Here is a 17,703-nt window from a genome sequence, read left to right on the forward strand (position 1 = left end):
TGTCGTAATTGCAATAACACTTTTGTCAAAGATGCGATTCCTGCTGCACTTTCTAAATGCCCAATATTGGACTTCACAGCACCGATTGCACAATGGCTATGTTCAGCGCTGCTAAACGCTTTTTGTAGCCCAGAAATCTCTATCGGGTCCCCCAAAGAAGTACCCGTACCATGAGCCTCAATGTAAGAAATAGTTTGTGGTTCAACCCCTGCGTTTGCAAGAGCATTACGTATTACATTCGCTTGAGCATTAGGGTTTGGTACCGTAAATCCATTGGCTCGGCCACCATGATTCAACGCCGTACCTTTAATAATACCATACACATGTCGACCTTCAGCTTGGGCCATGCTAAGTGGAACCAATACAACCGCTCCAACACCCTCACCCGGTATATATCCTTCGCCACCTTTTCCAAAGCTCTTACAATACCCTTGCTGCGAAATAAACTGCCCTTGGCTGAGCAATAAGTACTTGTTGGGGTGCAACAAGGTGTTTACCCCCCCAATAATAGCCATTTCAATTTCTTTATTTTTAATAGCGTTACATGCCAAATGCAGTGCACTAAGAGAAGACGAACACATGGTATCAATAGCCATGCTAGGGCCATCTAAGTTGAAAAAGTGTGACACCCTGTTGGCAATTGAAGCAGGGCTGCCAGGTAAGGCTACACTACCAACTTCTGCAAGCTCACCAAACATCTGGTACTCTAGGTACATGGTGCCAACATATACACCGGTATTATTACTAATGGTTTGTCGAGTATAACCAGCATCTTCTACAGCATGATATGCTGTCTGTAAAAATAGCCTTTCTTGTGGTTCAAGAAACTTGGCTTCACGCGGTGAAATATTAAAAAATAGCGGGTCAAACTCATAAACCCCTGACATAAATCCACCATGATTACTATGTATCTTGCCTATCGAAGCTTTTTTACTGTCAAAAAATAGAGAGTTGTCCCATCGCTCTTCCGGGATCTGCGATATACAGTCTCGCCCTTGCACTAAATTTTGCCAAAAATCGGCAAGTGAATCAGCCATTGGATAGCGTCCAGCTAGCCCAACTACAGCAACGCTATCTTGGCTTTCTATACAATTTTTAGGCTCCGTAACAAGTTTTGCTACCGATAAAGAAGAGGTAAAATCTTCTTTTGATTTTTCAATAAGTAGAGAGTCTTTCTTGTGGTCAAACTCAACACTATCCGATGCCATCTTTGAAGCCGCAACAGATGCTCTAGTACTCTCTATGTTTGTCACCCACGCGCGACTATTTTGTTGATGGTTAAGAGCAAAATATTCCGCCAGTTCAGATAAGGTTTGATATTCAAAAAACAGCGTTTTTGGCAAAGCACCAAATGTCTTCTCTAGCTGGCTTGTGATCTCCATCACTTTTACCGAGTCGATACCAAATTTTTCAAATAAAACATCGTCTTTGATACGATCTGTAGAAAGTTTGGTAACACTGCTGAGTATCTCTCTAAGGGCTTTTTTCAGTGCTGTTATATGTTCAGATACAGGCAACTCTTTATGTTCTGTCTCAGAAGAGACGTTCAGTGTTGACGACGTACTGAACGACCTACTTTGTGTAGGGTGCTGTGAATTTTCAAGAATAAACTGTTGTGTTACTTGCTCATCATAGGTATTAACGAAATAATTTACCAAATCATTTACTGTCTGATATTCAAAGAACAAAGTTCTAGGTAAAGCACCAAAATTAGTTTCTAACGCATGAGTGACCTCCATCACTTTTACCGAATCCAAACCATATTTTTCAAGTAACACATCGTTTTCGATTCTCTGCAATGGCAGTTTAGTAACATCTGCCAGCAGTTTACGTAAATAATTGCTCAATGACGTAGCAATATCATCGTTGTCTGAAGATACGGACAATATCGGTTGTGTATCTATTTGGTCAGAGATGCTTTCAGTCAATATGGCATCACTCTCAGCTGAAGCCAGAACCAGTTTAGAGACTTGCTCCTCATATCTTTTCAAAAGGTAGTTAGCCATCTCATCCACAGTTTGATACTCAAAAAACAATGTTTTTGATTGAGTTCCAAAAGTGTTCTCAAGTAATGCTGTTAACTCAACAATTTTTACCGAATCCAAACCATACTTTTCAAACAATACATCATCTTCTAGTCTAGCGCTCGACAGCTTTGTTACTTTGGCAATCAACGTCTTGAGATAATTTCTTATAAAATGGCCTTTATTCAAGTCAACTGATATACCATGTAAGGCGGCTGATGTAGCCTGTGGTAACTCAGGTGACGACGAATGTACTTGTTCACCCTCCTTCATATCCACATGAGGTACAACTAAAACCTGACTAGCCTCTAACAACATTGCATTATGGAAAACTTGAAGTGCAGTCTCTGTTTCTAATGGCTCTACACCCTGCTTTTTTAACACTGATAACATTTGCGCGGTAGCTTGCATGCCTCCATCTCGCCATAAAGGCCATGCTATAGAGAGGCTTTGACCATAACGCTTTTTGCGTGACACCAAGTCATTTCGTTCATGCATAAAGCCATCAACGAAGCCATTGGCAGCTGAATAGTCGCTTTGGCCCATATTCCCAGCTACACCACTAACTGACGTAAATGCCACAAAAAAATCCAGTGGTTCAGAGGCCGTTTGCGCATCAAGATTTAATATACCATTTACTTTGGGGGCAAACACTTCGCTAACTTCTTGTGAGGACTTATTGCTCAGCAGGCTATCTTGAATAACTCCAGCACAATGAATAACACCTTTGATCTCACCAAAATTGGCTCGAACCTTTTCTATAGCTGCGGCAAGCTCTGGTGCGCTGCCAATATCCAACGATTCATAGTGAACACGAGTACCCTTAAGGCTGAGCTCAGTAAAGAAGGGTAGCATCTCATCGTTAAATGGCCGAGTGCCAAGCAATATGAGATTTATATTATTGTTTAAAGAGACTAAATAACGCGAAATATGACGACCTATTCCGCCAAGGCCACCAACCACCAAATATGTACCACGTGCTTTGAGTAATTGCTCTGTATTATTCGCCTGATGCGCAATGCAATCTTGCCAATGTAATATATGCCGCTGTTCTCCTTGATACTGTACGTATCCCGTCTCTTTGTGATGTTGATTTTCTGCTAAATACTGATCAATTAAATTTGAGCTCGTTTTTTCTTCAATAACAATTACTTGGCCAAAAAATCCGGGGATTTCCTTTTTTGCACTTGCCAACAACCCACTGATACCCGAATGAATTGATCTTGCACAATTGTGCGTCAATAAAACTTGTAGTAACAATGGCGTCGTATCGCTGCATGCTATAGCCATGTCATTTATTTTCGCTTTTATGCTTTCAAAACAGTGATGGAATTGCTGTGCTCTTTGCTGCCAAGTAGTAGTTTGCTGTAACTCTATGTGCTGAACTTGATGGCCCAATTGTGTCAGGTGTACTTTATGTTCGTTCAAACCAAGCAATAATGCGTATGTCGTTGACAATGGCGGAGCTATCTCATCGCTTGGTGAAATTTGCCACTGAGGTACATAAATGTGAGGTGTAGTACTTTGCTTAATCGCTCTGATCATCAAACCTTTAAGCTTCAACGCCAGACGTCCACTCATATCACAAACCGCTAAATCGAATCTATCTTTACCTGTTGACTGAACCCATACCTGCATTTGACTTTCAAAAGGGAAGTACTGCTGGCAAAAGGAAAACGTGAATGGCACTTTTGGGATATTGTCTTGTTCACCATAAAAGCCCACACATGCTTGTAATGCTGCATCCATTAAGCTGGGGGTTAAACGCAATCTACCAGGGTAGAAGCCTTTTTGATCAGGGTCCTGCAAACGAGCAATCACGCCTTCATCACCACGCGCCAACTCAACTATGGCCTGTTGGGATGGACCATAAAAAATCCCTCTTTGAGAAAACTGCTGGTAACATTGCTCACCACTAAGCACTTTTTTACATTGGGTACGTTTTTGCGATAAATCTATGATTTCAGGCTCTACACCTGCACAGATACGAGCATCACCCTGACAATGAATTACACGTTGACTCTGAAGCTCGCTTGATAACTCAAAGCGCAAACGCTTTTCATCACTTAAATCTAGAGTGAGTGAAACTTTCAAGCCTCCTTGCTGGAAAACAACAGGCGCGAGCCATATAAAATCCAACAATTGAACCGGCAGTTCGTCATTTATTTGAAACGCATCTAATATTGCACTTTGTATGATTTCCAAAAATAACACACCAGGTAGAATGTGTTGCCCTTGTACTTGATGATCAGCAACATAAGGCTCATGTCCACTAAAATAGCCTTGATAATGTATTGTATTTTGCGCTTCATCCCAAAGTAACTGCAAAAACGGGTGTGGCTGCCTAATTGGCTCAAGCTGTGCTCTGCTTAGTAACTTTTTTGCTTCCGTAAGAGAAAGTTGTTGTTCCTTTAGCTGCCTTAAAATAAAACGCTTTATCTTATTATTCTTATCCATAATACAAATACACTACTCAAATTTTTTGTAACGCCTCATCAAGGCTCATACTGCCATTCGCAATCCCCTGCAACATACGATCTAATTCTTCGCTTGCAGGTGCAACTTCCAACGGCGTGTCATTTATCTCAATCTTGGGTACCCAGTATCGCTCTTTGGCAAAAGGGTACAAGGGTAAGCTTATCCGACGTGGACAATCTCCACTGTACGCCTGTTGCCAATCTAACTCTAGACCTTTTACCCATATAGGTAACAGCTTGCCAAGTTTTCCCGTTTTTAACCATTCTAGCAATACTTCTTTTAATGCATCATCTTGGCTAAATAGTGATACCAGCTCTTTGTTTTTATTAACATTACCACGATATCCAGCTGTTTCGCTATCGGAGAGGTAGGCACGTAACTCAGAATGAAGTTCAGCCATTGTATTGACCACAAAGGCAACACGCTCTTCCATCTGTTCCCTACCAACTTGCAAGGTATAGGCAATTGATGGCAAATCACTTTGCTGATAACGCCCACTAAGTAAGGCTTGATGCAACTGCTGCACACGCAGGTTAAGACTTTGTGAACACTTTGCCGACAGCACAATAGCAAACGCCTGTTGAAGCTCTACGCTGTCATTTATCCAGTTCGGCGCTTCTTCAATTACCAAATGGGCATTTGCCCCACCGGCACCAAAAGCTGAAATGCCAGCTCGTAGTGGGTACTCCCTCATCCCTTTACCTAAATCCAACTGAGGTCTAGACCAAGGCGAAACAACTTGCTGTACTTCAATGAAGCTATTATCGAAATCGATGTTTTTATTTAAGTGCTGAGAATGAATTGATGGTACCAATGTTTGATATTGCATTTGCAATAACACCTTACTCACACTGGCCACTCCTGCTGCACTTTCACAATGCCCTAGGTTGGATTTAACAGCACCAACAGCAAGTTTATTTTTTCTCCCTGCAAAAACCTTTTCCAAACCTTTAACTTCAATCGGGTCGCCCAATTCCGTGCCAGTACCATGAGCCTCAATGTAGGAAATCGTGCGAGGGTCAACATTTGCAGTACGTAATGCCTGCTCAATTACCTGTTGTTGCGCAATGGGGTCAGGTACAGTGTAACCAGCACTTTTACCGCTGTGGTTCACCGCACTGCCCTTTATGACACCATAGATGTGATCTTTATCAGTAATCGCTCTGTCAAGGCGTTTTAGCAATGTCACTCCTACACCTTCGCTAGGGACATATCCATTCCCTCCTTCACCAAAACTCTGGCAACGTCCATTTGAAGAAGCAAAATTATTTTGAGCCAATGATAAGTACTTACTTGGATGTAAGGATAAGTTAACACCTCCAGCTAATGCTGCTACAACTTCATCTCTTATAATGCTTTGACAAGCCAGATGAATGGTAGTCAAAGACGATGAACACATTGTATCAATCGCAATGCTAGGACCTCTCAAATCAAGGAAATATGACACCCTATTGGCAATGGAAGAAATACTACCGAGTAACGAATAGGGCAACTTACCATCCTGGATAGAATACATTTGATATTCGTTATACATCACACCAACATATACCCCAACCGCACCTCTTTTTGCCAAAGAAGAAGCAGTATATCCAGCATCTTCCAACACATGATAAGCACTTTGTAAAAATAACCTTTCCTGCGGGTCAATGCCTGCACTATCTCTTGGCGATAGATTGAAAAATAATGGGTCAAAATACTCAATATCTTCTAAAAATCCGCCCCATTTAGTATAAGTTTTACCTAATGTGTTTCTTTGCTTAGAATAATACTGTGTGTGATCCCAACGAGACTTAGGAACCTCAGTAATACAGTCTTTAGCTTCTTTGAGGTTTTCCCATAATTGCTGCAAATCATCCGCCATTGCATAACGACCAACCAACCCAATGACAGCTACATCATGATTAACTGTGTTCCCTTGGGCTAATGCATTCAATGCAAGTTGCGATTCTGAACATTCAACTACAGGTGTTGTCACCATAGGCTCAGTTGTAATTTTATGTGTAAGTGTCTGTACAGGTTTTTTATCAAGCAACTGCTCATTAAGTACACCTTCATGGTGATGGCAAATGTACTGTGCTAGATCAGATATAGTTTTGTATTCAAAGAATAGTGTCTTAGACAATGAGCCAAATAGCTCCTCCATACGAGTAATAATGCTAACCACTAAAATTGAATCAATACCAAGTTCAAAAAATGGCTTGTCAACGTCTATAACATGCTCCGGTAAGCGCAAAAACTCTTTCAATAACTTAGTTAAATAGGTTTCGGCGGCTAGTTTTTGTTGTTCAAAACTAGCTTCATACTCCGTTGATGATCGAGCGTTTGCATGCTCAGAGGTCATTTTAGGTAAAGTAAAACGTTTCTTTGCTAGTTGTTTTTCCAGAGTTTTATCTACTACAAGGGACTTAATTTTCTGCTGATCACCATAAATTACCATGACTTGTTCAGCATTATGATAATAGGCTTCAAGAAAAGCCTCTATACCAATATGATCTGGTAAGGCAACCATACCTGCTTGAATTTCTAGATTCTTCTTAGTTACCTCATCAACTTGCATACCACCTGCTTCCCATAGCGGCCAATTGACAGATAAGCTTCTACCAAAGCGGCGCTGCATGGTGACTTCATTCGCTCGTTGTGCAACAAATGTATCCAGATAACCGTTGGCAGCAGCATAGTCAACTTGACCAGAGTTACCCATCGCTGAAGCTGTGGAAGAAAATACCACAAACATATCCAGCGCGATGTCTGCAGTTGCATGATCTAACAACTGAACTCCATTCACTTTAGGAGACAAAACTCGTTCTATCTCGGCATTACTCTTGCCAAGGAAGAAACCATCATTATTCACCCCAGCAGCGTGCAACACACCATGTAAAGTGCCATATTGGTCAACGATTTTTGATAAAGCCGTAGTGACATCTGTGTTATTGGCTACATCCATTTTCCAATATACAACAGCTTGACATTGTTCATTCAGTTCGTTTATTTGAGCCTCGATTGCGGGCTGCAGCTCCGAACGGCCAGTCAGGATGATGGTCGCTTCAGGGGCATTATTCGCAATGTGTTTCGCAAATACTAAACCTAAACCACCGGCCCCACCAGTAATCATGTATACACCCTCATTACGCCAGGGTGTTTGCAACTCTTTGCGCTCAGAAGCAAGCATCTGCCATCTAGCAACATGTCGAATACCGTCAATGTAAGTTACTTCATGGTCCAAAACCTCATGGGCACAGAGCGCAATGTCTTTTACGACCTGCCTATTTAGCTCTCCTTGAATCACAACTAGTTGACAGATCAGATCATCATGCTCTCTGCGTATTGACTTAAGCGCGCCACCCAATGCGCGTGTCATACCCGCATCATGTTGAGCATTAATTATCAACTGCAAAGACAAAAAACCAGTGTCTACGCGTTTAAACTGCTGCACGCATCGCTGCAAAGCTATGAGGTTATCTTGATAGGTATACTCGTACTCAGCGTGTGATAAATGCAGAACCTGAACATCATCCGCAAATGCTTGAGTAAACAGATGTGCGGCTGACTCATCATAGCCACTGAGTATTACAAGTTGCTGTTGATAAGGGCAGTGTAACTGCTGCTCACATAACGTTGCCACTAAATGTTTATTAAATAATATAGCGTTATACTGGCTGGCACCTACAACTGCACTGTTAATTTTTCTTGATGTCCAACCCTCTATGTGAACGCATAATTCACCTTCATTGTTGTAAATGGCAGCATCAAAAGTGGGGGTATCACTATCAATCAAAGTTTCAACTGGTTTTATCTCACTCCACAATATGCCTTGTGGCTGTTGAATAAACCTCACCGACTTAACACCAAAAGGAATGGTTGCAGTTTTGCCAATACCTTGCTGTTGACTCATCAACCCCATGCTACCATGCATACATGCATCTAGGATTGCTGGAGTTTGGTATGAATAAGCAAGTGCTTCACTGAGTCTAATTTTACTCAAAGTACCTAGTGAGCCAATGAGCACTTCTTGGAGTAATTGGTAACCTGTTCCGTATTGTATACCCAAAGCGGAAAACTGTTCGTAACATGCTTGCTGCGACAAAACGCCTTTTTTATATGTTGCTTTTAGGCTGTTTAGCTCAATGCGTAAAGGCACGGCAATAGGCTGCAAACAAGCTTTTCCCTGACAATGTATCTGTTCACCTTCAACACTTTGACTAAAGATGCTAAAGCTAGCGATTGATTCAGATTGTGCTTCTAAACGAATGTCTACTTGGCATACATTTTCAATTATTAGTGGTCTTAACCAAACAATATCTTTGAGACAAATTTCTGTATTAGATACACCAAATGCCATAATTGCAGCCGCACGAGCCATCTCTAAATACCCAACACCAGGGAAAACTCGCTGCCCATTAATAACATGGTCCGCTAAAAACATTTCACTGCCATCGAATGTGGAACGATAAAGTACCTGTTTAAAACCAGAGACATTTTGTTGCACTAGAGGGTGAAGGTGAGCAGAAAACGTGTGTTCAAGCTCGGTAGACTCTTGCTTTCCATAGCCTGGAAAATCCTCATTATCAAAACAATAAGTTGGCAAGGCAAGCTTTATAGGTTTCTGATCTGAATAGAAGTGACACCACTCAATCATTGCTCCCCTTACCCATGCCAGTGCAAATTTTTCAAGGTTTTCAAATGAATCTAGGTCTTGATAAATGAGTTCAGATTGTTTTTTCTTCTGTGTGTTGTAAGCAATTGTTTCGCGCCAGCAATTAGCTGGCAAGTTCTGATCACCATGAAGTACTAGCATTAATACATCTTTGAACTGCGATACATCCGAAACGACACATATAAACCTTTCGCGCATCGCTTCTCTGCCAGTTTGCATTGTATACGCGAAGTTAGTTAAAAATGCATGACTAGAAACAATATCAGGATTGTCATTTAAATACTTGAGTGTATTGTTTATACTCGCCAATAATGCGGTTACCGTTTTTGCTGAAAAAGGCATTAAATACAATGAATTGACTTGCTCTTGCTGACGTTCAGGCTCGCTCGGGTTAAGGTATTCTCGTACTACGATATGGCTGTTTGTCCCTGAATGACCAAATGAGTTGATAGCTATCATTCGCGCGGTATCTGAAGGTAACCAAGGTTCATCTTCAGTAGCAATATAAAACGGTGAGTTTGACAGCTCAATTAGCGGATTCAATGTTTTAAAGCCAGCCAATTTCAATGACATTTGATGACGAATGCTCAATACCGACTTGAGCACCCCCATAACACCTGACGCCGCAGCTGCATGCCCTATTTGTGGCTTAGCACTACCAATAGCGCAGTAACTTTGCTGTTTGGTAAAATGACTAAATGCCTTGACCAATGCGTTCACTTCTATCGGATCACCAAGTGATGTTCCTGTACCATGAGCTTCAACATATTTTATGAGGTTCGGATCAATAGCGAACTTATGGTAAACATCACAAATTAGCTTTTCTTGTGCTTGTCCGCTCGGCGCAGTAATTCCATTACTCGCGCCATCTTGGTTAAGGCCCGAGGCGCTTATCACAGCATGAATGATGTCTTTATCCTGCTGTGCTTCTGATAAACGTTTTAACACGAGCACACCGATGCCTTCCGCCAAAATTGTGCCATCAGCAGCAGCATCAAAGGTTTTACAATATCCACTTTGCGACACCATACCTGCACCACCTACCACACTATCTAGGCTTGGCGCCCAATTGGCAAATACCCCCACAGCCAAAGCCAAGTCAGTGTCATTATGGCGTAAGCTCTCACAAGCAAGATGAATGGCAACCCCAGATGATGAACACCCAGTATTAACCACTAAAGCAGGGCCGGACAGGTTGAGAAAGTACGACAGTCGAGACGCTATTATAGCCTCAGAGCCACCAGTCACAGATGCACTAGAGCGGCCAACCGGCTCAGCACCAACATAAATGCCAGTACGAGAAAGCGCCAATGCTTTAGGGTTATAGCCCGCATATTCGATAGCCGACCATGATTCTTGTATCACCAAACGCTGATGTGGGTTCATATCACAAGCTTCAAGTGGTGCAATATTGAAAAATAGAGAATCGAATTTATCCCTGTTATCTAAAACGCCCCCAAAGAATGTTGACTTCCCACCGTAGCTTGCAACCAAATCAGTATTGATCTCCCCAGTTGCGATAGTGCCTGAACTGAGCAATGTCCAAAGTTCATCAAGATTTTTGGCACCACAGGCCTGCCCAGACATACCTATAATCGCTATTTCTTGGGTTGCGTCATATGGCTGATCATTGCTAATTTCTCGCAGCTGTTCACTTTGTTCATTTTCCTGTGCAAACTGAGGTTCACTCAGCCATTGGATCTGGTTTTTATAATCACTCAAAATATGAGCAGTTAGGCGCTCTACAGAACTAAAGTCAAAGATACAGGTTGGATTAAGTGTAATACCTAATTGTTCGTTGATTTTTTCAACAAAACTCAACCCTAAAATAGAGTCCAGACCATAATCGACAAAAGACTCTGTCACCTGAAGCTCTTGCTGACTGACTTTGAGAATTGTTTCTAAGCTTGTAACGATTATCGCTTCGATATGATCTTCAAGTGCTTCTGAGTTAGCTAAAGTCTGCTTTTCATTTTTGATAATGTTTGGCGTTGGTGCTTGCTGTAGTGTGACCTGACTTGTTATTTCTTGCTGTTGCTGTTCAACGTCTTGAGAGCTAGCTGTAAGCTTTGATATGTTGTGTGCCGCAATAACACTTTGCATAGCATTAGCATCAACGCCATCGGTAACCACATGAGCCACAAAAGACATGCGTTTGAAAACAGTTTGCCACTGCTCTACCGACAGTGCCGGACTACCTGATAAGCGCAATTGTGGATCGCGTTGTAACCACCAACCATCTAATAAGCCAAATGTTAAATGAGTAAAAATACTCCTTGAACACACCTCATTAATGAATAATGTACCATCCGCTTTCAGTGCGCTTTTTACATTGTTCATCGCCGCTAATATATCACTTGTGGCATGAATCACATTAGTCGCAATCACAATATCATAATGTGCAGGACGTAACCCTGACTCTATATATGGCTGCTCAAGGTTAACAATCGCATAATCCAGATAATCATGGCTTGGACCATAATGTGTTTGCGCATGAAGTAAAAAAGCTTTTGAAATATCCGTATAGCAGTATTGTGCAATATTTTGTTCAAATTCCTGCAGCCGAGTGAAGATCTCGGCACTCGTCGCCCCAGTTCCTGCGCCGACTTCTAAAATGTTTACTTTCGCATTTGGATTCTGTTTTATATGCTGCGCAACAAGATTGAACACAGCCTGAGCAACAACTTGATTATAATATTGACCCGCATTGCTGTGCTTATAAATTTCTTCAACTAAGTGCATGCTTGCACCTGGAAACAATAGCTCGCTTGCAGTTCGCTCATCCTGTAACACCAACTCAAGTTCACGACAAGTAAGCTCTACAAACTGTAACTGCGCTATTAAGTTCTGACGAGATTGCCACTGTATTTTGTGCTCATGCCACATTGTCCAAAAGCTATCTGTTGGAACAAGCTTGTGCTCGTCCAACTGATAGCCTTGCTCTGTTAAAATAATAAACTGATAATCCAGTAAAAACTCAATACTCGAAGACACCCACAAGTGATATTTAGAAGACACATTCGTGATATCGACTAAGTCAACTTTCGACACTGCCGATGTTTTTAGTATGTTAAGTTCATAAAGTTTTCCAGCTAGGTACGTTGCTAACAACTGGGCAATAGTGTGCGAACTGTCGAGCTCAAAGTGACGTTCTTCACTTTGATGTACATCATCTATACAAATTTTGCCATACAGATCAGCCATATGATGCTTTATAGCCTGAGTATCAGCACGTAATAAGGCAAATTTTTGCTCATTCAGATCGACATTCATCTCGCGTAAAGCGTGCTCTTTAGTCACTTTGAGTAGTGAGATCTGATTCACTGAGCTGGATAGAAACCGTTCAATGATTGGGAACGCTTCTTGTGGCATCACAGTTGCCATACCTTCTCTGGCCATCCAACTACGTAACCCTTTCGTCTCTTCTAAATTGATTACGTCGCTGTCCCAATAGCCAAAATTGACGGTATATGCATTACGTGAAGTCGCCAAAGCTTGGGTAAAGGCATCTTTGAATGTACAGCCAACCGCATAGCCGCTTTGTCCGAGCGATTTTGTATAGGCGTTAATTGAAGAAAAAAATAATAGAAAGTCTGTGGGATGATTTGCAAACACCTTAGCTATGTTAACGCAAACATCTACCTTAGCCTGTAGCAACTGCTCAAAGTCTTGTTCATCCAAAGTAGCAACGTTTTGACCTTTAACAACCATCGCTGAGTGAATAACACCATCAATAGGCCCATATTCTTGCAGGATGTGTTGATGAGCTTGAGAAAATGCATCTATATCGCTGGCATCAACAGACATATAAACTGGGCGAGTTGCACAGGGGAAATATTCTAACTTACGCGCAATACGCTCATCTATCTGCCTTCGACCAAACCAAATTACCTTAGCATCGTATTTATCCACGATCATTTTGGTCCAATCAAAACCAATACTCCCAGCTCCCCCAATCACTAAATAAACACCTTTTTGTTTATATGGCGTTTGTACTTTGCTCGGCAATGTCAACTTACTCAATTTAGGCTGGTACCAGTGGTTACCTCTAAACGCTAGATTATTTCCAGATTCATTACTATTTACCGATAAGATTTCAGAGAATTTTTCACTCAACGTATCGACCGCAATATCAATACATCTGACATGCCAATTGACATTCTCTTTGGCGACAACGCCAGCCAACCCGGTTATACCTGTATGTGTTGGGTTAATGACTTCGCCATCAAACACTGCCTGAGCATTGTTCGTTAGGAAATACAGATCGAGCGATTCGTTATCAAAACCACTTCTCATCAGGGCCTTTAATACCCTGAAAAAATATTTTACACCTGACGCTTGTGCCTTAATCGTATTTGCAGTGTCAGCTAAGTCAAAATGCACATCAGATGGTACAAATACAATGCTGTCAAAACGCACCATTTCGTCCATTTTATCGCATAAGTTGCTAATAGAATCATCTACTTCAAACTCAAGTAACTGTGCATAAACCTGCTGCAGCTCTAAGCTTGCCAAATCGACTTTATGGGCACCTGCACCAACTAATAACACTTCCAGCCCATTTACATCTAAATTTCGACAAGGCGCTTCATTTAGTAAACTCCATTGTGGTGTAAGTACTAGAGGCTTTGCAAACATTTGCATCGTCTCAACATCGTGAGATGTTTGTTGTGGTTGCAGAGCACTTTTGTTGCTGCGATGATTAACCTCAGCAAAGGCATGACTAGGTAGACGCATGCGCTTAACCTTCTGCCCCTGATATAAAAGCGGCCAACTGATAGGGTAACCAGCCAACCAATTGGTTTTTACCCATTCAAAATCAGCAACCGACATTTCATTAATAGCTTTAATTGGTGTTTCATGATGTTGGTTTTGATGTTTCTCAATCTCACTATTTCGCAATATTGCTATCGAACCATCCACATCATTACGCTCAAAAAGCTGTAAAAACCGTTCGAATTGTTGTTGTGCATCAATTAAACTCGTCACGATAAACGCCGTTCGGGTATTGAGTGCAGTGCGACCACTTTGTAATGTATGCGCAAACGCCTGTAATTGACTAACATCTTCTTTATTTTGACTCGGCATACGCTGCAAAAATTCATACAACTGTTGGACATTCATTCTCAAACTGTCCTTTGTACGCGCAGATACCGGTACTAACTGAGTGTGAGCGGTGTTATTTTTATTGTTCACTGACATCTGTTTTCCATTTTTAATGCGATTGAGAATATTCTTGCAACACAAAGTGTGCATTAGTTCCGCTATGTCCAAAAGAGCTAATTGCCGCCATTAAAGGAGTCTGTTCACTTTGCCATGACTTTGACTGTGCACTGAGGTAAAAAGGCGACCGCTCAAGGTGAATATTTGGATTGAGTGTTGAGAAGTTTTTGAGGCCAGGTAAACAGCCATTCTGCATTGATTTAACGACTTTAATCATACTCACTACTCCAGAGGCAGCTAATGTGTGTCCAACCATGGGCTTCAGACTACCAAGCAAACAATAATGTGACTTATCAGTAAAGTGACTAAACGCTCTGCTAAGGGCATTTACTTCAACCGGATCGCCAAGTGGCGTTCCTGTTCCATGTGCTTCTACGTAACTAATATGTTCAGGATTTACACCATATTTGCGATAAGTATTTACTATTAATTCTTCCTGAGCTTTACCACAGGGTGCTGTTATGCCATTACTCCCACCGTCCTGATTTACTCCCGATGCAGCTATGGTGGCGTAAATGTTGTCATTATCCCGTTGGGCATCAGAGAGCCTTTTAAGTACTATCAGCCCCACGGCTTCAGAAAACAGTGTGCCATCAGCAGCAGCATCAAATGTAGCGCAGTAGCCGGTTTTAGATAACATTCCAACATCAGCAAGATATTTAAGTGCGCTTTCATCAAGGTTGGCATACACACCACCTGCAAGCGCCATGTTTGACTCCCCAGTACGTAAGCTTTCACATGCATAATGAATTGCAACAGCAGAAGATGAGCAGCCTGTGTTAACGACCAACGCAGGTCCTTTTAGATCAAGGAAATGTGAAATACGAGATGCAATAATTGCTTCAGATGATCCCGTAAACGACTCATTGAAATAGCCTAATGGCTCAGCACCTACGAACACACTTACCTGCTGACCGGTGAAACTAAGCGGATCATAGCTAGCGTCTTCAATACACTTCCAGCTTTGTTCTAAAATCAACCTTTGATGCGGGTGCATGAGTTCAGCTTCATGGGGTGAAATACCAAAGAACAACGAGTCAAAATTATTCTTTCCTTGTATCTTTAAAGACTCTATATCCTGAGTCTTCTGGATGAATGCTTGGTCATCCTCTGCGACTAATAACTGCCAAAAATCATCAATATTGTCTGCGCCAGAAAACTGACCTGACATACCGATAATCGCAATACTATCCTGTTCATTATGTTTTATATTATGTGGCTTTTTTATATTTTTAATTTTTATTGGTCCACTCAGCCCATCTATATTATTAGTTTTTGTAAGGCTGCCCTGTGATTTTTTTACTTTTAGCAAATCATCTTTATACTCTTGCAAAATATAAGATTTTAACTTTTCAACTGAACTATATTCAAAAATACAAGTAGGAGCAAGCGTGATATTTAAGGTTTTATTAATTTGCTCAACAAAACTTAAGCCTAAAATCGAGTCTAAACCATATCTCTCAAAAGGTGTTTTTTGCGAAAGATCTTGAGGTGCTTGTTTTAATACCTTAGCCAATGTTTCACACAATAATACACTTAAATCTGCCTCATCAAAATCAGTACTCATATCCTGCTTGTCAACGCTCAGCACTTCCAATTGAACAGCCGTCCCTATCATGAAAGTAAGACTTGCACATGGCTTGCCCTGTTCATCACATAAAGTCACTGTCAATAACTTGTTCTGATTTAAAAGCGATACACATACGTATTTACCAAATTCAGAAGTATTATAAACTTGTGCTTTGTGTATATTAATATTATCTATATCATGCAGCTGAGGATCTAAACGCAAAAGTAACAAGTTTAATAATTCACTCGTTAACCAGTTAAATGACGATGCTTGAACGCAGTCATTCAACTGCAGCAATATGCTATCTTTATATAACCAATACTGTTTATAAGCCTTAGATTCTTCAATACCTGAAAACACATCGCTGCTATTCTTTATAATCTCCAAATCAAGAATATTAAATTCTAGATTGTTAATCTTAGAAAAATGACCTTGGCATATTATTTCTTTGCAATTACCTTTGATATGACCCAAATCAAAACTCAAGCAGTCTTGCTGACTGGTGCCCACTTCAATATATAAATCCAAACCTGATGAAGATATATAGCATGGTTGCATCCAATTAAATGATGATAACTGAAATTGATTTAGCGATGAATTTTCATCACTACAAGCATGTATGCACGCAAAAGTTACGGCTTCAAGGACCTGCAAGTGTGACAACCTTGCCTGTGTTGTATTCACTTCATCAGATAAAGCAACATCACTTGGGAATAAATGACTTCTGTATATTTGCTGTGTAAGAGTAGAACAATTCTTATGCACGAAAGGATGTAAGTAAGTAGCTTGTGCAACCCCGGCTGATGACTTATTCAGTGTTTCACACCAATGTTCTGTTCTAGCAAAAGGATAAGCAGGTAAATCTAGGTGCTGCACCGCTTCCCATTGCTGCATTCGCCACCAAGGTAAGCTATACCCTTCACAATAAAGCTGTGCCAACTCATACAATCCCGCAACACCCTGTACACCTTCCTCTGCCAGTAACGACTCTCCTCGACGTTGTAATGCACCCCGTTTAACACCATGCTCACTCTCTACCACACCCCTTACATAGCGACTATCTTCACCCGCCAATTGAATGCAACATAATAATGAAATCGCCTCCGATACCGTGCTTACTACCATCCCCACTCTGTCACTGTGATGCATCCTGCGCGCACACAAACTGTAACTCAAATCACTCATCCGTAAGTCCGACGGCGCCGACATCAAGTACTGCTCCAAAGCCGACAACTGTGCCAATAAATCCGCTTCTCCCTTACCCGATATCAGTAATAAATATCCAGCCCTACTTCGCGCTTCCTCCCTCCCCCGCTCTGCATATTCTCGCAGCACTACATGCGCATTCGTCCCACTCATTCCAAATGAGCTTACTCCTCCCATTCGTAATCCATCACTTTCCCACGCCTTCAACTGCTTGTTCACATACAATGGACTCTTCGCCCAATTTATGTAGTCATTCTCTTGCTCACAGTACAAACTACCCGGTATCTCCTTATGACGTAACGCCTCTACCAGCGCTACCACACTCACCAAGCCCGATGCCGCCAATGTATGACCCAAATTACCTTTCACCGACGTTAAAGCACATTGCCCTACATCCGCTCCTCGCTCTGCTAACACCGACTCCAGCGCCGTTAACTCCACCGAATCTCCCAGCTTCGTTCCCGTTCCATGAGCCACTATATAACCCAACTGCCCTATATCTAAATCATACTCATCATATATCTGCTGCAACAACGCACTTTGCGCCG

At 41.5% G+C, this 17,703-nt stretch carries 3 protein-coding genes (1 of these 3 only partly in view); all 3 read right to left on the bottom strand.

What is annotated here, in order from left to right:
• Positions 1 to 4,481: the 5' portion of an SDR family NAD(P)-dependent oxidoreductase gene (locus OCI93_RS19925; RefSeq protein ID WP_261627137.1), read on the bottom strand. 12,061 nt of this gene lie to the left of the window's left edge; only the first 4,481 of its 16,542 coding nucleotides appear in the window; its start codon is at positions 4,479 to 4,481; its stop codon lies off the left edge, out of view.
• Positions 4,482 to 4,497: 16 nt separating this feature from the next.
• Positions 4,498 to 14,358 carry an SDR family NAD(P)-dependent oxidoreductase gene (locus OCI93_RS19930; RefSeq protein WP_261627139.1) on the bottom strand — a complete coding sequence of 3,287 codons (9,861 nt, stop codon included), beginning with the start codon at positions 14,356 to 14,358 and terminating at the stop codon, positions 4,498 to 4,500.
• A 13-nt stretch (positions 14,359 to 14,371) separates the two neighbouring features.
• The coding region (locus OCI93_RS19935) for a beta-ketoacyl synthase N-terminal-like domain-containing protein (RefSeq protein WP_261627141.1) at positions 14,372 to 17,703 on the bottom strand (3,332 nt) is incomplete at its 5' end.

It is taken from the genome of Pseudoalteromonas holothuriae (genome assembly GCF_945859825.1).
Lineage (GTDB): Bacteria > Pseudomonadota > Gammaproteobacteria > Enterobacterales > Alteromonadaceae > Pseudoalteromonas > Pseudoalteromonas holothuriae.

Coding starts and splice junctions, on each gene's coding strand:
- OCI93_RS19930 (WP_261627139.1), bottom strand. CDS start 14,358: ATGTCAGTGAACAATAAAAATAACACCGCTCACACTCAGTTAGTACCG.